We start from the raw sequence: 20,122 nt of genomic DNA on the forward strand, positions 1-20,122 counted from the left end.
GGGCTCTCATCCGTGACGGACAGCGCTTCCAACATCAACTCTCCGTCACCGCGGCGGCTTGACAACAGCATTAGGAGGTGCTTGCTGCCCGGACGTGCACGGTCGACCGGCGAAGGTCCGGTGTGAGCCCCCTTTGAGGGCCCGGACATTGTGCAGTGTGGCGCCCTCCTTGTGGGGCGCCCCACTGCACAACCGTATAGGCCTGCTGATAATGCGCACTCCGAAGCGCAAGCTCAATTAAGGAACGCTCAGAGTAATGAGACAAAGCATGGCGGACATCGCACTGGATGCACTGCGGGCCGGCGCCTCCCAACTGCGGCCCGGATCCCGACACAACCTGCTCCCGTCACTCGTAGAAGGACAACCTGTCGTCGCCGATGTCTGGATCGACGGTTCCCTCGGATTCGTGCTTGTCGTCCACCGACGTGGTGATGGCTTCGTCTCTGAGGAGCTCTATTACTCCATGCGGAACGACGATGGCGATTGGCTGAGCTGCGAGCACGTCAGCGGATCCATTTTGGGACTCGCCCCCCAGATGTCTGAGGCGCTCAAGAATGTTCCAGGTGGCTCCTCTCTTGCGGTGGTGTCCGAGTCTGAGGCGCTTCTCCATACGGGCCGTCGCGAGGCCGAGGACGGATACGAGCCCGTACGCGCGCTGACAGTTCTGGTCGGCGAAGACGCTGATCGCATTGAGATCGAGGACCATTCGCAAGGCTCCGCGACGCCAGGCGGGCAGGCAAGCATGGACGTGAGATCGCCGCTCATCCTGCTCGTGCTGCTGCCCGGAAGACAATTGCGCGTGTCTGCCCTACATCGAGAAGGTTCCTACTTCTCCGCGATCGGCGATCCCATGGAGGTGTTCTCATCTGAGCCTTGAGCGTTCGTCGGTTGCCGAGCCGGATGCCCTGATGCTGCGCGCCGCAGGACCGGTTGGCTCTGCGGTGGGTGGCGAAGGCGTCCCGGCCTTTGATCGACCTGTACGACCCGATCCTTGCCCGTGACGTGGGACAGGTCGTCGTCGCCTCGAGGGCCCACGACCTGCCCGGAGTGCCGGCGTCGGCCCTCGGGCTGATCCAAGTCCAGCTCCGGACCCGCTCAGGACAGCCGTCGGCTGCCCGGCCGGCCACCGGGGCGGACGGCGTCACAGTCGGGGTCGCGGTCCTGCGGCGAGAGCAACGTCCATATGCTCGCGGTGGAACGGGAGTTGGGCGTCCGCTCCTACGGCGCGCACGCGCGCATTCCAACTTGACGTGCCCGCAGTCCGACCCGCAACCTCATCCTTCTCACAGAATCGACAGTCGATGCGAAAGCTGACCTATTACATCGCCACCACCCTCGATGGCTTCATCGCGGGCCCGGACGGCAGTGACCCCACCGGTCCGAACGGCTTCTGGCCCATACCGGAGGACTACATCCAGCACCTCGTGTCCGAGTACCCGGAGACGCTGCCCGTCCAGGCTCGGCAGGCACTGTCCGTCACGGCGGAGGGCACGCACTTCGACACTGTGCTCGAGGGGCGGCGCAGCTACGAGATCGGTCTTGCGGCCGGTCTCACCGACGCCTACCCCCACCTGCGTCACCTGGTATTTTCCCGGACACTGACCGAGAGCCCGGACCCGGCCGTCGAACTGGTCGCCGACGACCCGGTGGCCACCGTGCGCGAGCTCAAGCAGCAGGCCGGCAAGGACATCTGGCTACTCGGCGGCGCCGAGCTTGCGGGCTCCCTGTACGCCGAGATCGACACGCTGATCCTCAAGGTCGGCCCGCTGACCATCGGCGAGGGGATCCCGCTGTTCTCCCACAAGGCCGTCTTCGACCCGCGCACCTGGACACTCCAGGACCACACCGTTCTCAAGAGCGGCGCGGTGTTCCTCACCTACGCGCGCGCCAGCAGCTGAGCGCTCTCTGCCACGCGTGGCGCGTGGCAGAACCCGGCCGTACCCGGGATGGGTCGGCCTGGCCAAGAAACCAAGAAAACGGGAGATTCACGAAGTGCGTGTGCTGTTGTCGACCTATGGGTCGCGTGGGGACGTCGAACCGCTGGTGGGGCTGGCCGTGCGGTTGCGGGAACTCGGCGCGGAGGTGCGGGTGTGTGCGCCACCGGACGAGGACTTCGCGGAGCGGCTGGCCGGGGTCGGCGTGTCCATGGTGGGCGTCGGGCAGTCGGCACGCGCGCTGACGACTGCGGCGCCGCCGCCGTCGAAGACCAATCTGCCGCAGCGCGCGGCGGAATTGATAGCCGGTCAGTTGCAGGTCATACCCGCGGCGGCCGAGGGGTGCGACGTGCTGGTGGCGACGGGCGCGATGCCGGCCATCGCCGGGGCGCGGTCGGTGGCCGAGAAGCTGGGCATCGGGTACGTATCCGCGATCTTCCAGCAGCTGACCCTGCCCTCGCCGCAGCGCCCGCCGCTGGCGTACCCGGGGCGGTCGTTCCCGCCGGAGGTGACCGACAACCGGGCACTGTGGGACCTGGACGCCCAGAGCATCAATGCGCTGTTCGGTGAGGCGCTCAACACCAACCGGGCGTCTATCGGCCTGCCCGCGGTGGACAACGTCCGTGACTACGCCTTCGGTGACCGGCCGTGGCTGGCGACGGACCCGGTGCTGGACCCGTGGCTGGAGACGCCGGACCTCGACGTCGTACAGACCGGCGCGTGGACGCTGCCCGATGAGCGGCCGCTCCCGGCGGAGCTGGTGGCCTTCCTGGATGCCGGCGCGCCACCTGTGTACGTGGGCTTCGGCAGCATGGCCGTGCGCGCAGGGGAAGACGCGGCCCGGGTGGCTATCGAGGCGGTGCGCGCGAACGGCCGCCGGGTACTCGTCGGGCGTGGCTGGGCGGATCTGGGCCTCGTCGACGACCGGGACGACTGCTTCGCCGTCGGCGAGGTCAACCACCAGCAGTTGTTCGGGCGGGTGGCCACCGTCGTGCACCACGGTGGCGCGGGTACGACCACGACGGCCGCTCGGGCCGGCGCTCCCCAGGTGGTGGTGCCCCAGTTGGCGGACCAGCCGTACTGGGCCGGTCGGGTGGCCGAGCTGGGCATCGGCGTAGCCCACGACGGTCCCGTGCCGACCGTCGAGTCCCTGTCGAACGCGCTCAAGACGGCCCTGGCCCCCGAAACCGGCGCCCGGGCGAAGGCTGTGGCCGGCACGGTCCGCACCGACGGGGCGATGACGGCCGCGAAGCTGCTGCTCGACGCCGTCAGCTGAGAAGGGTCGGGACGAGTCCGCGCGAACCGCGCGGACTCGTCCTGCCAGGGAAAGTGCCCGCGCCGGGTTGAACCGCCTACCCGGTGGGTCTGAAGAGGCTGGGTCCTTCGCGGAGTTTCGCGACAGCCACCCGCCCTCGGAGCACCGGCGAGGAAGCCAACCGGCCGCCGACCGATCGTAGTCCTTCGCGGACGCCAGCGCCTCCCACAGCAGGTGCTGCGCGGTCTGTGGATGCGCGGCGGCCAGCAGGGCCGCCCGGCCCCGGTCGTCGATGTAGACATAGCCCGGGCGGCCGTTCGCCCGGGAGACGACGAGCCGCAGGGTGTCGATCAGGTAGACGTGGTCGGGGCCGTGGCCGGCGCCGCGCAGGTCCTGGTCCAGCCGGTCCATCCACTCCAGGTCGCCGGCATGCCCCTCAGCGAGCCCGGCGACGGCCGCGGTGGCGGTGGCGGGGAGGGTGGCACGGTCGACCGTTCCCACCATGCGCATCTGCGGGTGCAGCGAGAAGCCCGCCATCCGGTACCGGCGGGTCGCAGCGGCGTGCACGGTGGAGGAGAAGATGCCCTGACGGCCGTCGGCGTGGGCCAGGACGGCGTCCATCAGCCGCTTGCCGATGCCGGAGCCCTGACGCCCCGGCAGCACGCCGTAGGTGGCCAGGTACCAGAGCCGGTCGCGGTTCTGCGACATCGCGAACCCGACGACCACCTCCTCGCCGTCGCCCTCGACCGCTGCCCAGCAGCCTCCCGGGTCCACGTTCAGGAAGTGACGCATACGGTCGATCCACTGTGCGGACGCGGCGGCGGAACGCGGTTCCGGCTCCGGGTCGCCGACCCTGCGGGTGCTTCTGTCGCCTTCGAGGAAGACGATCCCCGAGGCGCGCTCCGCCGACGGGAGGTCGTCTTCCCTCATGAGCCTGACGCGTACCGCGTCGTCCCGCCCCGAGCCGGCCGGTACCCCGCCCGTCGGTACGCCGTCCGCCCGCACGCCGCCCGTCGGTTCCGAATCCGCCCGTTCTGCTTCCGCACGTGCCGAATTCATCGACACAAAATACCCACCGTCGCCGCTCGTACGCGTCCCGGTTCCGGGCCACCCGCCGCCGTACCGCCGCCGTCCCGGCCGAACGTCCCGATGCCCGACTCAGCCCGCCCGACCGGCCCACTGCGTCAGTTCCGCACGTGCCGCCCGCAGCAGGTCGCCGGAGGGCGCCGTCGCGCCGTCCGTCACCAGGGCGACGTGGAGGCCCCGGTCGCCGCCCTGCGACGAGAGCAGGAGGCGACGGCTGCCCGTGCCGCCCGGTTCGGGGGCCACCGCCACCGGCGTGCCGGGTTCGTACGAGGGCAGGCCGTGCAGCGCCCCCAGGTCGGAGACGACCGTCGTACGGGCCGGGTCGAACGACGCCGGGAGGTGGAGCTCCGTCGGGGCGGACGTGCCGTCCGGGCGCCACAGCAGCACCCCGTACCGGCCGGTGCCGACCAGCTCCGCGAGGCGTGGCATCGAGGCCGGGACCGGGTTCCAGGTGAGCGTGGTGGAGCCGTCGCGGGAGCGGTCCTCGTAGCTGAATCCGACGACGCGGCCCGCCGTCGCGCTCGGATAGAGGCGGTCGAGGAGCCGTGCGTCCTGGCGGAGCACGGCGGCGCCCGAGTCGTCGAGGCGGACGGCGGACAGGTCCTCGTCGTTCCAGGCGTCGCCCTCGGTCAGGACCTTGTCGGGGTTGCCGTTCATGAGCTCGTGGTGGCGGCCGTTGTAGATGTCCCACTGCCACTGCGTACCCGAGAGGACGTGGCCGGAGTCCTGCGGCCGCGACCACCAAGTACCGCCCGGCAGCCGTGAGTCGAGGGCCTGGTACATCGCCTTCAGCACGCTCGGGGCCTTGTCGGCGACCGCCCCCGCCAGTGGGTGGCCGAACTCGCTGACGATGCCCGCCGTACCGGCGCCGGCCGCCCGGTCGCGGACCGTGGCGAAGTCGCCCGCGTACTGGCCGTTCTTCGCCTTGCCCCACATGAAGACGCCGGAGATGGCCTTCTGGTCGTAGAAGTGTGTGTTGAAGACATAGCGGGGGCCGAGGGCGGAGCCGGCGTCCAGGAGGCCGCCTTCCTGCCGCTGGAAGTCGAGATTGGCGTTCCAGAAGAGGTTGGGTTCGACGAAGGCGGGTTTGTCGCGCCAGCCCGCCTCGTCCATCCGGGCGCGGAACTTCTCGTAGAACGGCCAGAGCACGTCCCCTTCCCAGGCGCGGCTGCTCTGGCCCGGATCGTAGGTCCCCGCGTGCGGTTCGTTGTACGGGTCGAATCCGGCGATGCCCGCGAACTCGCCGGGGGTGAGATGCTCGGCGAGGTACTCCATCACCGACCGGGCGGTGGTGAGGAAGGCGTCCTGGACGCCGCCCCTGTTGTGCCAGAAGTCGTACGTAGCCTGGGTGACGGCCTTGTTCTGCGTGATGTTCTGGCCCCAGAACAAGCAGACTCCGCAGGATTCACGCGGGTAGTTCCCCTGCGCCACGGCCCAGGCGGGGGCTCCGTCGCCGGTGTACCAGCTGTCCTGGTGGAAGAGGTGGCGGGAGTAGAGGTCCTGGTGGAAGTCGGGATAGACGCGGATCCCGGCCCGGAGGAAGGCGCGCAGCTGCTCGGTGGCGGCGGCGAGGTAACGCTCGTCGACGTGGCCGCGGACCGGTTCCGCGTACGCCCAGGAGAGCAGGAACCTCGCGGTGTTGGCGCCGCCGAGTCCGCGCATCGCGGCCGCCGACTTCTCGGCGTCGGCGACGGAGGCGAAGGGCAGGCCGCCGTTCTCGTCGAGCTTGGTCCCGCCGGAGACGTTGTAGCCGCGCAGCACGACCTCGCGGCCGAGCCCGTCGGTGAAGCGGCCGTCCTCGACGGTGAGGGCGGCGGCGGCCCGCTCGTCGAACCAGAGGGCGCCGGGCAGCCGGTCGGCGGGGGTGGCCGTGGCCTGGGACGCTTCGGCGCTCGTCAGCGAGGCACTCACAAGAACCGCGGCCAGGAGAACGAGCAGACGCGCACGCATCTTCGCCATGCCCCACACCGTGACTGACGGATCGTCAGGTTGTCAACGCCCGGTGCTGCCGACGCGCCCGCCAGGGAACAGGCGTGCCCCGGGCCATGGGGGGCACCCGTATTCACGACACAGAACAACAGGAAGGGTACGGTCATGGAGATTTCCGGCATCATCAGCGCGATCCTCATCGGCACCCTGATCGGCGTGCTCGGACGGCTGGTGGTACCCGGCCGGCAGCACATCGGCGTCCTGTGGACCATCGTCGTCGGGATCGCCGCGGCCTTCCTCGGCACCGCTCTCGCCGCCGCGTTCGGCGTGGCCGACACCGACGGCGTCGACTGGGTCGAGTGGCTGTTCCAGATCGCACTCGCCGCGGTGGGCGTGGCCGCGCTGAGCCGCGTGAAGGCGCTTCGCTGACCTCGAGCCCCTGAAGTCGCCCGTGTGGAGGCGGGCCGGCGCGGTCGCGTGTGAACAGGGGGACGTTCGGTCATGACGCCCCCGGCCGGGACACTCGGGGCCGGGGGCGTCACCCGGCCGCGAAGAGCCGGGCGGGGCCGGCGGTCCGCAGGTGGACCGGGGCGCCTCAGCGGGCCGTGCCCAGCTGCCTTCTGGGACCGCGCGCGGCGGACTGCCGCTCCTTCTCCTGCGCGCCCTCGGCCCAGAGCGAGCGCACATGTCCGAGGTGGCGGGCCATGCACTTCTCGGCTCCCCTCGCGTCACCCGCCACCATCAGGTCGAGCAGCTCGATGTGCTCCTCGGCGGACGGGATCAGCTGGTCCCGCTCGTCCAGTGCGGTCAGCCCGTACAGCCGCGAACGCTTGCGCAGATCGCCGACGGTCTCGACGAGCCGGTCGTTGCCTGCGAGCGCGAGCAGGGAGAGATGGAACCGGCGGTCGGCCTCGAGGTAACCGATGAGGTCGTGCTCGCGCGCGGCGCGCACGATCTCCTCGGCGACCGGCCGCAGCGCCTCCAGGTCTTCACGGGAGGCGCTGCGGGTGATGCGGCGGACCATGGGGACCTCGATCAGGAGGCGGATCTCGGTGTACTGGTCGAGATCGCGCTCGTTGACCTCGGTGACACGGAAGCCCTTGTTGCGGACCGGTTCGACGAGGCCCTCCCGGGCCAGGTCGAGCATCGCCTCGCGCACCGGTGTCGCGGAGATCCCGAAGTCCTCGGCGAGGCCCGGCGCCGAGTAGACCTCGCCGGGACGCAGTTCGCCGGAGATGAGCGCGGCGCGCAGGGCGTGGGCGACCTGGTCACGCAGCCGCTCCCTGGCGGTGATGAGGTTGCGCTGCTTCAGGTGGCCCATGGTGGTGGTGTTCCCTTCGCCCTGTGCCCTCGTGGCCGAGAGAGGATCACCAGCGTACAATGTCACGTTGTTTTCGCAGGTGGCTATGGGTGGGCGGCCCGTGAGGGGGCACCGGTGCGGCGCAAAAGGGACGTTGAAGGACAGGCAGGTGCCGAGACCGTCGAGCAGCCGCGCGAGGACGTCGGAAGGATGGGCCGGGTCGTGTTGGCCGCGGCGGTGGTCACAGGAGGAATCCCGCGGGGAAGGGATCGTCCGGGTCGAGGAAGTACTGCGCGGTGCCCGTGATCCAGGCGCGTCCGGTGATACGGGGTACGACTGCCGGCACCCCGCCGACCTCGGTCTCCGCCACGAGACGTCCGGTGAACTCGGTACCGATGAAGGACTCGTTGACGAAGTCGCGGTGCAGCGGCAAGGCGCCACGAGCGTGCAGCTGCGCCATGCGCGCGGACGTGCCGGTGCCGCACGGTGAGCGGTCGAACCAACCGGGGTGGATGGCCATGGCATGGCGTGAGCGGTGCGCGTCCGAGCCGGGGGCGGCGAGATACACGTGCTTGACCCCCGCGATCTCGCCTTGCTCCGGGTGGACGGGGCGGTCCGGGGACGCGTTGATCGCCTCCATCAAGGCGAGGCCGGCCGCGAGCAGTTCGTCCTTGCGGGACCGGTCGAACGGCAGCCCCAGCGAGTCCAGTTCGACAAAGGCGTAGAAGTTCCCGCCGAACGCGAGGTCGTACGTCACCGTCCCGTACCCCGGCACGTCCACCTTGCGGTCCAGGCCGACACAGAAGGCGGGGACGTTGGTGAGCGTGACCGCCTTGGCCGCGCCGTCCTCGACCTGCACGTCGACGGAGACGAGCCCGGCGGGGGTGTCGAGGCGGACGGTGGTGACGGGTTCGGTGACCGTGACCATGCCGGTCTCGACGAGGACGGTGGCCACGCCGATGGTGCCGTGCCCGCACATCGGCAGCAGGCCGGAGACCTCGATGTACAGCACGCCGTAGTCGGCGTCGGGGCGGGTCGGCGGCTGGAGTATCGCGCCGCTCATCGAGGCGTGACCGCGCGGCTCGTACATCAGGAGCGTGCGCAGATGGTCCAGGTGCTCGATGAAGTGGAGCCTGCGCTCGGCCATCGTGGCGCCGGGGACCACCCCGACGCCTCCGGTGATCACGCGCGTGGGCATGCCCTCGGTGTGTGAGTCGACGGCGTGGAAGACATGACGGGTCCGCACGAACGTCCCTTCCTGGGAAGCGGATCGGGGTCAGTGGTGGCCGTCGGCGACGGCCTTCTCGGTCGCCGCGCGCACCGCGGCCCCCACCGCGGCCGGCAGCGGCGTGCGCGGCGGACGGGTGGGGCCGCCGCGACGGCCGACGACGTCCATGGACACCTTGATGGCCTGGACGAACTCGGTCCTGGAGTCCCAGCGCAGCAGCGGATGCAGAGACTTGTAGAGGGGCACCGCGGTGTCGAGCTGACCGGCGACGGCGGCGTGGTAGAGCTCGGCGCAGGTGGCGGGGAAGGCGTTCGGATAGCCGGCGATCCAGCCGACCGCACCCGCGAGGGCGAGTTCGAGCAGCACGTCGTCCGCGCCGATCAGCAGATCGAGGTCCGGGGCGAGTTCACCGATCTCGTAGGCCCTGCGTACATCGCCGCTGAACTCCTTGACGGCCACGATGCTGCCGTCGCCGTGCAGCCGGGCCAAGAGGTCGGGGGTGAGGTCGACCCTGGTGTCGACGGGATTGTTGTAGCCCACCACGGGCAGCCCCACGCGGGCGACCTCCGCGTAGTGGGCGCGCACCGCCCGCTCGTCGGCGCGATAGGCGTTCGGCGGCAGCAGCAGCACGCTTCCGCAGCCCTCCTCTGCGGCCTGTTCCGCCCAGCGGCGGGACTCCGCGCTGCCGTAGGCGGCGACACCGGGCATCACGCGGGCGCCGTCGCCCGCGGCCTCGACGGCGGTGCGGACCACACGGGCACGCTCGTCGTCGGTGAGGGTCTGGTACTCGCCGAGCGAGCCGTTGGGCACGACGCCGTCGCAGCCCTCGTCGATGAGTCGGCGAACGTGCTCGGCGTAGGCGTCGAGGTCGACGGAGAGGTCGTCGCGCAGGGGGAGAGCGGTGGCGACCATGATGCCGCGCCATGGGCGGTCGGTGGTCCAGGTGGGGGTGGCTCGGGTGGCGGTCATGCGGGGACCTCATTTTGTAGGGGTGTCATGTCGTTGAGCCGTGCCGGGACGCGCGAGGGCGGGTCCCTCAGTCGCGGGGTCCGGCGTTGCCGTCCGGACGGTCGGTGTCGGGCTGTTCGGCCGGGCCGGCGGGGGTGGCGGACGGCTCGCTCGGGTCGAGGGCTCCGAGCACGCCCAGCGGCACGGGCCCCGCGAGCGGCCGGCGCTCGGGAGAAGGCGGCGGGGACAGGTGGCCTTCTCCCGCCGCGAGGCAGGCCACGGCCGCCCCGCACGTCCGGCCCTGGCACCAGCCCATGCCCGCGCGGGTGAGGAGCTTGACCGTGCGGGCGTCACGGGCGCCGTAGGCGTCGACCGCCTCGCGGACGGCGCCCGCCGTCACCTCCTCGCAGCGGCACACTTCCGTCGCGTCGTCCAGCCACTCGGCCCAGCCTCTCCCCGGCGCGTGCACGGCGGCCATGGCACCGGCGAAGGCACGCAGACGCTCACGCCTCCGTCGAAGCTCCCGCACCCGCCCGTCACGCGCCGGTCCGGGCTCGCCGCGAACCTGGGCGGCCACCGCGATGCCCGCGATCTCGCCTTCCACCCGGGCGAGTTGGGCGCCGCCGATGCCACCGGTCTCGCCCGCCGCCCACAGTCCCGGCACCGAGGTCCGCTGAAATGCGTCCAGTGCCAGGGCATGCGTCCCGTCCTCCGTCCGCCGCGTGGCGCACCCGAGGCTTGTGGCGAGTTCGATCTGCGGGACGAGACCGTGCCCCACCGCCAGGGCGTCGCAGGCGATCCGGCGGCCCGTCCCCCGTACGGGCCGCCAGTCCCGGTCGACCCGGGAGACGGTGACCGCCTCCACCCGGTCCGTGCCGTGGACCTGGGTCACCGCGCTTCGGGTACGCAGCCGCACGCCGTGCCCCAGCAGGGCCGCACCGTGGACCACGGCCTCGGCGAGCTTCTGCGGGTCGGCGGCGAGGACGGCCGGCCGGCGCGCGTATCCGAGGTAGCCGGCTGCCTCCACCACCGCGGGCACGCGCGCCCCGGCGGTGGCGAGCGAGGCGGCGACGGCGAGCAGCAGCGGGCCGCTGCCCGCGACGACGACGCGTCTGCCGGGCAGGACGAGTCCGGCCTTCAGCATCGCCTGCGCCCCTGCCGCACCCACGACGCCCGGCAGCGTCCAGCCGGGGAAGGGCAGTTGGCGTTCGTACGCGCCGGTCGCGAGCAGGACGGCGCGGGCCTGTACGCGCACGGGGTGCTCGCCGTCGCCGTCCGCTCCGGTGACCGCGTGCACCGTCCACCGCGTGTCCGCCCCGTCCTGCCGCTCCACGGTCCAGACGTGGTGACCGGCGAGATGGACGACGTCACCGGCCTCGAGGCGGCGGCGCAGACCGGCGAAGGCGGACCAGTCGTGGTGCAGGGCCTCCGGGCGCACCGCGCCGACGGCCGGGTCGGGGTGGCGGTAGAACTGGCCGCCGATCCGGCCCGCCGTGTCCAGCAGTGCGACCGAGAGCCCCCGTTCGGACGCGGTGACGGCGCCCGCGAGGCCCGCGCAGCCCGCTCCGATCACCGCGAGGTCGTACACCCTGCCGTACGGGTCGCCGGCCGCCCGGTCAGACGGCGAGTTCGGCATGGCCGTGTCCTTCCTGAGTGGTGATCGTGTCCCCGGGACGGGCGGGCACGAGACAGGCCCTCCTGTTGGGTCGCCCGTTGATGGTGGCGAGGCAGTCGTAGCAGTGACCGATGCCGCAGAAGGCTCCGCGCGGGCGGCCGCCCTGGCGCGTGGTGCGCCAGGCGAGGACGCCGGCCGACCAGAGGGCGGCGGCGACGGACTGTCCGGGGAGGGTGGTGATCGGGCGCCCGTCGAAGGTGATCTCGAACGAGGGCTGTTCGGGTGCCGCGCCGACGAGTTCGGCGGGGGTGCGGTCACGCGCCATGGTGCGTCTCCTTCCTGGGTGTCCGGGGTGTCAAGGTGTCCGGGGCGTTCCGGGCGAGGCCTGCTTGAAGCGGTCCGGTCTGAACGGCGCGATGTCCATGGGGAGTTCGCCGCCGGACAGGATCCGGGCGACGATCATGCCGGTGGCCGGGGCGAGTCCTATCCCCGCGCCTTCGTGCCCGCAGGCGTGCAGCAGGCCGGGGACGCGCGGGTCGGGTCCGATCGCGGGCAGATGGTCCGGCAGGTAGGGGCGGAATCCCGCGTACGTCCGTATCGCCCGTACCCGGGAGAGCACCGGGAACAGGCGGGTCGCCTGGGCCGCGAGGCGGCGCAGTGCCTCCACCGACAGGGTGCGGTCGAAGCCGACCCGTTCCCGGCTCGCGCCGATCAGGACGGGGCCTGCCGGGGTGCCCTCGACGACGGCGGAGGTCTGGAGCGCCGCCGAGCCGCTGGCGACATCGGCGACGTAGTCCGCCGTGTAGACCTTGTGCCGCACCACGCGCGGCAGCGGCTCGGTGACGAGGACGAATCCCCGGCGGGGAAGCACCGGCAGGTCCACTCCCGCGAGCCCGGCGAGCCGCCCGCCCCAGGTGCCGGCGGCGTTCACCACCCAGGGGGCGTGCAGATCACCGCTCGCCGTCCGTACGCCCCGTACCTCGCCGCTCCGGCTCTTGAGCACGCCGGTGACCTCCTCCCCCAGCCGCAGGAGGACCCGGCCGGAGTCCTGCCCGGCGCGCAGCAGGTGCGCCGCGGCGAGTGCGGGCTGCACCTGGGCGTCCTGCGGATAATGGAAGCCGCCCGCCAGGTCCGGGGACAGGTGGGGCTCCAGGTCGCGGAGCCCGTCGCCGGCGACCTCCTGGTTCTTCACGCCCGCCCACTCCTGCCGGGCGGCGAGGTCACGCAGGACCGTCAGGGACGCCTCGCCGGAGGCGACGACCAGGCCGCCCTTCGCCTCGTACTCGACACGGGACGGCAGCACGTCGGACAGCTCGCGCCACAACCGTGCGGACAGCAGGGCCAGTTCGAGTTCGGGGCCGGGCTCCTTGTCGGAGACCAGGAGGTTGCCCTCTCCGGCTCCCGTGGTGCCGCCCGCGACGGGGCCGCGGTCGATCACGATGACGGAGAGGCCGGAGCGGGCCGCGTAGTAGGCACAGGCGGCACCGACCACACCCGCTCCGACGACGATGAGATCCGGTGAGTTCCTCGTGGACACGGCTGTAATATTTCACATTGCACTGCGTGTGGGAAGAGGTCCGTCGTCGACGGACCTCGGACCCTGACGATTGATCAGCACCCCTCCATCAGCGCCGCCATCCACGCCTCGACCGCGTCCGGGGTGCGCGGCAGCGCATCGGACATCAGCCGCGCCCCCTCGGCCGTGATGACGAGATCGTCCTCGATGCGCACGCCGATCCCACGCAGTTCGGCCGGGAGCGTCCCGTCGTCGGGCTGGAGGTAGAGGCCGGGCTCGACCGTGAGCACCTGCCCCTGTTCCAGGACGCCGTCGAGATAGACGTCCGCCCGCGCCTGCGCGCAGTCATGGACATCGAGCCCGAGCATGTGGCCGCTGCTGCACAGGGTGTACCGCCGGTGGAAGTCGCCCTCCGGGCTCGAAAGGACGCCCCACTCCGTGAGCCCCTCCGCGATCACCCGCATCGCGGCGCGGTGGAAGTCACGGAATCGCGCCCCGGGCCTGAGCGCGGCGATGCCCGCGTCCTGGGCGGCGAGTACGAGTTCGTAGACCTGCCGCTGCACGGGCGAGAACCGCCCGGAGAGCGGGACGGTGCGCGTGATGTCCGCGGTGTACAGGCTGTCCGTCTCCACGCCCGCGTCCAGGAGCAGCAGTTGTCGCGCGTCAAGGGGGCCGTCGTTGCGTGTCCAGTGCAGGACGCAGGCGTGGGCGCCGGCCGCGGCGATGGTCTCGTAGCCGGTGCCGTTGCCCTCGGCGCGGGCACGCAGGCCGAAGACGCCCTCGATCCAGCGCTCGCCACGCGGATGGGCGAGGGCTCGCGGCAGGGAGCGCATGACGTCCTCGAAGCCCGCGGTGGTGTGGTCCACGGCGAGTTGGAGCTGCTGCACCTCCCAGGCGTCCTTCACGAGCCGCAACTCGCTGAGAACCGAGGCGAGTTCTGCGTCCGTGGAGGCGTTCCGGCCCGGCGGCAGTGCCCGCTGCGCCGCCAGATCGGCACAGCGGATTCCGGTCATGCGCTCGGCCTCCGCGAGGTCGGGGCGCCGGCCGACCCAGAACTCGCCGTAGCGGCGGTCCCGGTAGAAGCCGTCGTCGGTGCGCGGTGAGCGCGGCCGCACGTACAGCACCGGCTCGTGCCCGTGCGGCCCGTCCGGCTCCATGACCAGCACATGCCCGGCCTGCTCCTCGCCGGTCAGGCCGGTGAGCCAGGCGTACGCGCTGTGCGGCCGGAAGCGGTGGTCGCAGTCGTTCGACCGGACCCTGAGCTCCCCGGCGGGGACGATCAACCGCTCACCGGGGAAGCGGGCCGACAACCGGCTGCGGCGGGCGGGCGTGAGACGGGCGACGGGAAGCCGGACGGGGCCGGGGGGCGGGGACGTCACCCATTCCCCCGTCATGAACTGCTCCAACTCTGCGGACACCGGCAGGTCGTGACTGACCGTCCGGTGGGCGCCGACCACGGATTCCTTCATGCTTCCTCCCTGATTCGCGCACGCCTCTTGTGCAGTACAATTTCACATTACTATGTTACCGGTCACATCCCAGCCGCTCGGGCTGTCCGACTGTTCACGGAGTGACCACTGATGAACAAGCGCACCTGTACCGCCCTCGCCTCCTCGCTGGTGGCGACCCTGGCCCTCGGCGCAGCGGGCTGCTCCGGCGACACGTACTCCACGGACGGCAGAGGCCGCGGCAAGAACCCCGTCCTCGCCAACCAGGGCGCTGTCATAGGCGGCACCCCCGTGAAGGGCGGCACCCTCACCGTCCTGTCCAACCAGGACTTCACCCACCTCGACCCCGCCCGCAACTGGGTCATGGGCGACATGGACTTCGGCACCCGGTTGCTCTACCGCACCCTCGTGACGTACCGGGCCGAGCCGGGCGCCGCCGGCGGGAGGCTGGCACCCGACCTGGCGGAGGACCTCGGCATCTCCTCCAACGGGGCCAGGACCTGGACGTTCAGGCTCAAGAAGGGGCTGAAGTACGAGGACGGGTCTCCCATCACCGCCCACGACATCAAGTACAACGTGGAGCGGTCCTTCTCACCCGATCTGCCCGGCGGTCCCGACTACGCGGCCCGCTACCTCGCCGGCGCCGAGGGCTACCAGGGCCCGGCCCAGGGCAAGCACCTCGACTCCGTCAAGGTGCCCGACGACCACACGATCACGTTCGAACTGCGCAAGCCCTTCGCCGAGTTCCCCTACGCCACCGTGCTGCCGACCTTCGCCCCGGTCCCGAAGGCACGGGACAAGGGCCCCCGGTACGACAACCGCCCCTTCTCCTCGGGCCCGTACAGGATCGAGACGTACGCCAGGGACAAGCAGCTGGTGCTGGTCCGCAATCCTCACTGGGACCCGGAATCCGACACCGTGCGCAAGGCGTACCCGGACAGGATCGTCGTGACGATGGGTCTGAAGGGCAACCAGATCGACGACCGCCTCATCGCCTCCTCCGGCGCCGACGCCTCCGCCGTTCCCTGGGGGAAGCTGCGCCCGGAGAGCATCGCCAAGGTGCTCACCGAGACCGACGTCAGAAAACGGCTGCTCGCCGAGTCGACCAACTGCACCGAGATGCTCCAGATGCACACGGGCCGTGCGCCCTTCGATCAGGTGAAGGTGCGTCAGGCCGTGCAGTACGCCCTCGACCGCGAGGCCGTCCTGACCGCGTCGGGCGGTCCGGCGGTGGGCGACCCGGCCACGGCCCTCATGCCGGGCTCCCTCTTCGGCGGCAAGCAGCCCGACACCCTGAAGATACCCCTCACCGGTGACGTCGCGAGGGCGAAGCAGCTTCTGAAGGAGGCAGGCCACCCGGACGGCTTCGCCACCGCCATCACCGTCTCAGCCGGCGACAAGGGCGTGGGCGAGGCCATCCAGCAGTCGCTCGGCCGGGCCGGGATCAAGGTCACCATCGAGACCGTCGACCCGTCCGCCTTCTACGACAGCATCGGCGACACCGGGAACCGCACCGACCTCGTCTACACGGGCTGGTGCCCGGACTATCCGTCGGGCTCCACCTTCCTGCCCTTCGTCTTCGACGGCCGCTACATCAAGGAGAAGGGCAACTCCGGCAACCACTCGCTCTTCCGCGACCGGGCGACCATGAACCGGATGGACGAGATCGCCGCCCTGACCGACGCCCGACAGGCCGCCAAGGCCTGGCAGGACCTGGACGGCCGGATCCTCGCCAAGGCCCCCACCGCACCCGCCGTCATCGAGCGCATGCCGCTGCTGCTCGGCACCAACATCGCGGGCGCCTTCGGCCACACCTCCTTCGGAGGCCAGATCGACTACGCCACCGTCGGCCTCAAGGATCCCTCCCGAAGCGGCCGCTGAGGACCGGCCGCCATGGAAGCCACCGACACCCGGACCGCGCCCCCGGGCAGCGGGCCCTGGCAGCTCGCCCGTGCGGAACTGCGCCGCCGGACCTCCGTGAAAATCTCCCTCGCCGTGGTGGCCCTCTTCGTCTTCATGGCGGTGGCCGCCCCCCTGCTCAGCGCACTGGGCGGCTGGGGCCCCGAGGAGTTCGACAGGAGCGCCGTCGACCCCTATCTCGGCGGACAGCCCCTCGGACCGCTCGGCGGCGTCTCGGCCGAGCACTGGCTCGGTGTCGAGCCCGTCACCGGCCGGGACCTGTTCGCCCGCGTCGTGCACGGTGCCCGGGTCTCGCTGCTCATCGCCTTCGCCGCCACCGCCGTCGTGGTCGTCACGGGTGTCGCGGCCGGCACCGCGGCCGGCTACTTCGGCGGTACCACCGACGCCCTGCTCTCCCGGCTGATGGACCTGACCATGTCCTTCCCGTCCCTCATCTTCATGATCGCGATGATGTCCGTGGCCCGCGACGTCGACCGGATCGTGCTGCTGACCGCGGTCATCGGCCTCTTCGGCTGGCCCGGACTCGCCCGCGTCGTGCGCGGGCAGACGCTCTCGCTCAAGCACCGCGAGTACGTCGACGCCGCCCGCGTCGGCGGCGCCGGACCCTGGCGCATTCTCACCGGCGAGATCCTGCCGGGTGTGGCGGGACCCGTCATCGCGTACACCACCCTGATCATCCCCGGGATGATCGCCACCGAGGCGGCCCTGAGCTATCTGGGCGTCGGCGTCCGTCCGCCCACGCCGTCCTGGGGCCAGATGATCGCCGAAAGTGTCTCCTTCTACGACACGGACCCCATGTACTTCATCGTCCCGAGCACCTGCCTGTTCCTGACCGTGCTGGCGTTCACCCTGCTCGGCGACGCCCTGAGGGACGTCCTCGACCCGAGGAGCGGCCGCGCATGATCCGCTACACGCTGCGGCGGCTGGCCGCCGTCATCGGCGTACTGACCGCCGTGGCCGCCGTCACCTTCACCATCTTCTACGTCCTGCCCTCCGACCCCGCGGCCGCGGCCTGCGGAAAGGCGTGCAGCGCCGAGCGGCTGGCCGCGATCCGCGCCCACATGGGGCTCGATGAGCCGTTGTGGCGGCAGTTCTGGGACTTCGTCAGCGGCATCTTCACCGGCCGCACGGTGGGCAGCGGCCAGTACGCCCTGCACTGCCGCTTCCCCTGCCTCGGCTACTCGTACGAGAACAGCGAGGCCGTCTGGGACCTGCTGACGGACCGCCTTCCCGTCTCCGCCTCGCTCGCGGTCGGCGCCGCGGTGCTGTGGCTGACGCTCGGTCTGAGCGCCGGCACGGTCGCGGCCCTGCGCAGGGGCACGCTCACGGACCGCGTCCTGATGGTCGGCGCGGTCGGCGCGGCCTCGTTGCCGGTCTACTTCACGGCGATGATGCTGATCTACGGCGTCGTCCGGGTGGCAGGTCTGCTCCCCTACCCCCAGTACGTACCCTTCGGCGACGACCCGGGACGCTGGGCGTCGAACCTGCTGCTGCCCTGGCTGGCACTCGCCGTTCTGTACGCGGCCATGTACGCGCGCCAGAGCCGGAGTTCGATGATCGAGACGATGGCGGAGCCGTACATCCGCACCGCCCGCGCCAAGGGCCTGCCGCGCCGCACCGTCGTCGTCAAGCACGGCCTGCGCGCCGGCATGACGCCGGTCCTGACCCTCTTCGGCATGGACCTCGGCGGGCTGCTCGCCGGCGCGGTGATCACCGAGTCCATCTTCGGACTCCCGGGCGTCGGGCGGCTGTTCTACGGGGCCCTGTCCGCCGGCGACCAGCCGGTGATCCTGGGCGTGACCCTGCTCGCGGCCGCCTTCATCGTCGTCGCCAATCTGGCCGTCGACCTGCTCTACGCCGTCGTCGACCCGCGAGTGAGGCTGTGATGGCTGTCGAACCCCTGCTGTCCGTCCGGGACCTGACCGTCACCTTTGCGACCGACGGCGGCCCGGTGCGCGCGGTCGATTCTCTCTCCTTCGACGTCGAACGCGGACGGACCCTCGGCATCGTCGGCGAGTCCGGCTCCGGCAAGTCCGTCACCTCGATGGCCGTGATGGGCCTGCACAGCGGCGCCGACGTCGGCGGCTCCATCACCCTGGAGGGCCGGGAACTGGTCGGCCTCGCCGAGCGCGACCTGAACCGGCTGCGCGGCCGGAAGATGGCGATGATCTTCCAGGACCCGCTCTCCAGCCTGCACCCGTACTACACGGTGGGCGAGCAGATAGCCGAGCACCACCGGGTCCACTTCGGGTCCCGCCGCGCGGCCTCCCGGCGGCGCGCCGTCGAGATGCTCGCCGAGGTCGGGATTCCGGAACCGCGGCGCCGGGCCGGGGAGTACCCGCACCGGTTCTCCGGTGGCATGCGCCAGCGGGTGATGATCGCCATGGCGCTGGCCTGCGAGCCGGACCTGCTGATCGCGGACGAGCCGACCACCGCTCTGGACGTCACCGTGCAGGCCCAGATCCTGGAACTGATCGACCGGATCCAGCAGGAGCGCGACCTCGCCGTCGTCCTGATCACCCATGACCTCGGCGTCGTGGCACGCGTCGCCCACGAGGTCCTGGTCATGTACGGCGGAAGGGCGGCCGAACAGGCGTCGGTGGAGGCGGTGTTCGCCGCTCCCGCCCACCCCTACACACGGGGCCTGCTCGACTCCCTGCCCCGGCTCGACGACGCCGACGACGCCCCGTTGCGGGCGATCCCCGGCAGCCCGCCGTCGCTTCTCGCCCCGGCGCCCGGGTGCGCGTTCGCGCCGCGCTGCGGACGGGCCGCCTCGGCCGGCGCCGAGGCGCGGCAGCGATGCGAGCTCGTCGAACCCGGCCCGGTCGCTGTCGCCGGGCACATGGTCGCCTGCCATCTTCCACTCGGACCCGACGCGGCCCCGTACGCCCCGTCCAGTGAGGCCACCCCATGACGAACGACGACACGACACGTCCGGGCCCCGCACGGCCCGTTCACGGACCTCTGCTGTCCGTACGGGATCTGACCATGACGTTCCCCGGCGGGCGGGGCCGCTCGGCCGGGCCCGTGCGGGCCGTCGACAACGTCGGCTTCGATGTGGCGAGGGGCGAGACCCTCGGCCTGGTGGGGGAATCCGGCTGCGGAAAGTCCACCACGGGCAGGATGATCGTGCGGCTTCTGGAGCCGACCGGCGGCTCGGTCACGTACGACGGTCGCGACATCAGTCATCTCTCCCAGCGCGAGCTGAGGCCGCTGCGGCAGGAGATCCAGATGGTGTTCCAGGATCCGCACTCCTCCCTCAACCCGCGCCGGACCGTGGCCCGGATCATCGCCGAACCCCTACTCGTGCAGGGCCGTACGGCCGCCGAAGCGCGCCGCAGGGCCGCCGAGCTGATGGAGCTCGTCGGGCTCATTCCCGAGCACATCGACCGCTGTCCGCACGAGTTCTCCGGCGGGCAGGCGCAGCGCATCGGCATCGCCCGCGCGCTGGCCACGGGCCCGCGCCTGATCGTCGCGGACGAGCCGGTCTCGGCCCTCGACGTCTCCGTACAGGCGCAGATCGTCAATCTGATGGGACGTCTTCAGCGGGAGCTCTCCTTCGCCCACCTCTTCATCGCCCACGACCTCTCGGTGGTCAAGCGGGTGTGCGACCGGGTCGCGGTGATGTATCTGGGCCGCATCGTCGAGATCGGCCCCAAGGAGCGGGTGTACGACGCCCCGGCCCACCCCTATACGCGGTCCCTGCTGTCCGCCGTACCGCTGCCCGACCCGGTGCGTGAGCGGGCCCGCGAGCGGATCACGCTGCTCGGCGATCCGCCGAGTCCGGCCTCTCCCCCGCCGGGCTGCACCTTCCACCCCCGCTGCCCGAAGGCGCGGCAGATCTGCCGGACGGAGACGCCGGAGCTCGGGCCTCCGGCGGCCGGCGAGGTCCGTCAGGTGGCCTGCCACTTCCCCGAGACCCCCTGACCGGGGCGCGAACCGC

The 20,122-nt window shown here is 71.4% G+C and carries 17 protein-coding genes and 1 pseudogene; 9 read left to right on the forward strand and 9 right to left on the reverse strand.

Going from position 1 to position 20,122, the window contains the following annotated elements:
- The first annotated feature begins 268 nt into the window (after nucleotides 1-268).
- From ACIPJI_RS17865 to ACIPJI_RS17875, 3 genes are all read left to right on the forward strand, one after another.
- On the forward strand, nucleotides 269-877 hold the full coding sequence (locus ACIPJI_RS17865; RefSeq protein WP_402247201.1) for a hypothetical protein: 609 nt from the start codon (nucleotides 269-271) through the stop codon (nucleotides 875-877).
- A 424-nt stretch (nucleotides 878-1,301) separates the two neighbouring features.
- Nucleotides 1,302-1,898, forward strand: coding sequence for a dihydrofolate reductase family protein (locus ACIPJI_RS17870; RefSeq protein ID WP_356619886.1), 597 nt, complete (start codon nucleotides 1,302-1,304; stop codon nucleotides 1,896-1,898).
- A 94-nt stretch (nucleotides 1,899-1,992) separates the two neighbouring features.
- The gene (locus tag ACIPJI_RS17875; RefSeq protein ID WP_356619888.1) at nucleotides 1,993-3,210 is read left to right on the forward strand and encodes a glycosyltransferase; all 1,218 of its coding nucleotides are present in this window, start codon (nucleotides 1,993-1,995) and stop codon (nucleotides 3,208-3,210) included.
- Between the two features lie 513 nt (nucleotides 3,211-3,723).
- On the opposite strand, the pseudogene ACIPJI_RS17880 reads toward ACIPJI_RS17875, so the two are convergent.
- Nucleotides 3,724-4,248, reverse strand: a pseudogene (locus tag ACIPJI_RS17880) (GNAT family N-acetyltransferase); the annotation flags it as partial.
- Nucleotides 4,249-4,347: 99 nt separating this feature from the next.
- A complete protein-coding gene (locus ACIPJI_RS17885; RefSeq protein ID WP_402247203.1) occupies nucleotides 4,348-6,234 on the reverse strand; it encodes an endoglycosylceramidase in 1,887 nt (628 codons plus the stop codon).
- Nucleotides 6,235-6,369: 135 nt separating this feature from the next.
- On the opposite strand from ACIPJI_RS17885, the gene ACIPJI_RS17890 reads away from it, so the two are divergent.
- Nucleotides 6,370-6,633, forward strand: a complete 264-nt coding sequence (locus ACIPJI_RS17890) for a GlsB/YeaQ/YmgE family stress response membrane protein (protein ID WP_189464586.1) — start codon at nucleotides 6,370-6,372, stop codon at nucleotides 6,631-6,633.
- A 166-nt stretch (nucleotides 6,634-6,799) separates the two neighbouring features.
- Here the strand turns inward: ACIPJI_RS17890 and ACIPJI_RS17895 are convergent, their stop codons facing one another.
- The 7 genes from ACIPJI_RS17895 to ACIPJI_RS17925 all read right to left on the reverse strand — a co-directional run bounded on the left by ACIPJI_RS17895 (nucleotide 6,800) and on the right by ACIPJI_RS17925 (nucleotide 14,280).
- Nucleotides 6,800-7,525, reverse strand: coding sequence for a GntR family transcriptional regulator (locus tag ACIPJI_RS17895; RefSeq protein ID WP_307709386.1), 726 nt, complete (start codon nucleotides 7,523-7,525; stop codon nucleotides 6,800-6,802).
- Nucleotides 7,526-7,745: 220 nt separating this feature from the next.
- Nucleotides 7,746-8,750 (reverse strand): proline racemase family protein, encoded by a 1,005-nt coding sequence (locus ACIPJI_RS17900; protein WP_402247205.1) that lies wholly within the window; start codon nucleotides 8,748-8,750, stop codon nucleotides 7,746-7,748.
- 30 nt (nucleotides 8,751-8,780) lie between these two features.
- On the reverse strand, nucleotides 8,781-9,701 hold the full coding sequence (locus ACIPJI_RS17905) for a dihydrodipicolinate synthase family protein (protein ID WP_356619897.1): 921 nt from the start codon (nucleotides 9,699-9,701) through the stop codon (nucleotides 8,781-8,783).
- 67 nt (nucleotides 9,702-9,768) lie between these two features.
- Entirely contained in the window at nucleotides 9,769-11,316 is a 1,548-nt protein-coding gene (locus ACIPJI_RS17910) for an NAD(P)/FAD-dependent oxidoreductase (protein ID WP_402247207.1), read from the reverse strand.
- A complete protein-coding gene (locus ACIPJI_RS17915; protein WP_307709382.1) occupies nucleotides 11,297-11,620 on the reverse strand; it encodes a (2Fe-2S)-binding protein in 324 nt (107 codons plus the stop codon). Before ACIPJI_RS17915 ends, ACIPJI_RS17910 begins: the two co-directional genes overlap by 20 nt.
- Nucleotides 11,621-11,650: 30 nt before the next feature.
- Nucleotides 11,651-12,832 carry an NAD(P)/FAD-dependent oxidoreductase gene (locus ACIPJI_RS17920; protein ID WP_402247209.1) on the reverse strand — a complete coding sequence of 394 codons (1,182 nt, stop codon included), beginning with the start codon at nucleotides 12,830-12,832 and terminating at the stop codon, nucleotides 11,651-11,653.
- Between the two features lie 74 nt (nucleotides 12,833-12,906).
- Nucleotides 12,907-14,280 (reverse strand): aminopeptidase P family protein, encoded by a 1,374-nt coding sequence (locus ACIPJI_RS17925; protein WP_402247212.1) that lies wholly within the window; start codon nucleotides 14,278-14,280, stop codon nucleotides 12,907-12,909.
- A 111-nt stretch (nucleotides 14,281-14,391) separates the two neighbouring features.
- Between ACIPJI_RS17925 and ACIPJI_RS17930 the strand changes: the two genes are divergently transcribed.
- From ACIPJI_RS17930 to ACIPJI_RS17950, 5 genes are read left to right on the forward strand one after another with little or no spacing between them, the layout of a single operon-like run.
- Nucleotides 14,392-16,140 carry an ABC transporter substrate-binding protein gene (locus ACIPJI_RS17930; RefSeq protein WP_402247215.1) on the forward strand — a complete coding sequence of 583 codons (1,749 nt, stop codon included), beginning with the start codon at nucleotides 14,392-14,394 and terminating at the stop codon, nucleotides 16,138-16,140.
- A gap of 12 nt (nucleotides 16,141-16,152) precedes the next feature.
- Nucleotides 16,153-17,082, forward strand: a complete 930-nt coding sequence (locus tag ACIPJI_RS17935; RefSeq protein ID WP_402247218.1) for an ABC transporter permease — start codon at nucleotides 16,153-16,155, stop codon at nucleotides 17,080-17,082.
- A complete protein-coding gene (locus ACIPJI_RS17940; RefSeq protein ID WP_307709377.1) occupies nucleotides 17,079-18,065 on the forward strand; it encodes an ABC transporter permease in 987 nt (328 codons plus the stop codon). The genes ACIPJI_RS17935 and ACIPJI_RS17940 overlap by 4 nt, the downstream gene beginning before the upstream one ends.
- Nucleotides 18,065-19,093 carry an ABC transporter ATP-binding protein gene (locus ACIPJI_RS17945; protein ID WP_402247220.1) on the forward strand — a complete coding sequence of 343 codons (1,029 nt, stop codon included), beginning with the start codon at nucleotides 18,065-18,067 and terminating at the stop codon, nucleotides 19,091-19,093. The genes ACIPJI_RS17940 and ACIPJI_RS17945 overlap by 1 nt, the downstream gene beginning before the upstream one ends.
- Nucleotides 19,090-20,106 (forward strand): ABC transporter ATP-binding protein, encoded by a 1,017-nt coding sequence (locus ACIPJI_RS17950; protein WP_402247222.1) that lies wholly within the window; start codon nucleotides 19,090-19,092, stop codon nucleotides 20,104-20,106. The genes ACIPJI_RS17945 and ACIPJI_RS17950 overlap by 4 nt, the downstream gene beginning before the upstream one ends.
- Nucleotides 20,107-20,122: the final 16 nt, after the last annotated feature.

Origin of the sequence: Streptomyces sp. NPDC086835, from assembly GCF_044745705.1 — a bacterium.
In the GTDB taxonomy this organism is placed as follows: domain Bacteria; phylum Actinomycetota; class Actinomycetes; order Streptomycetales; family Streptomycetaceae; genus Streptomyces.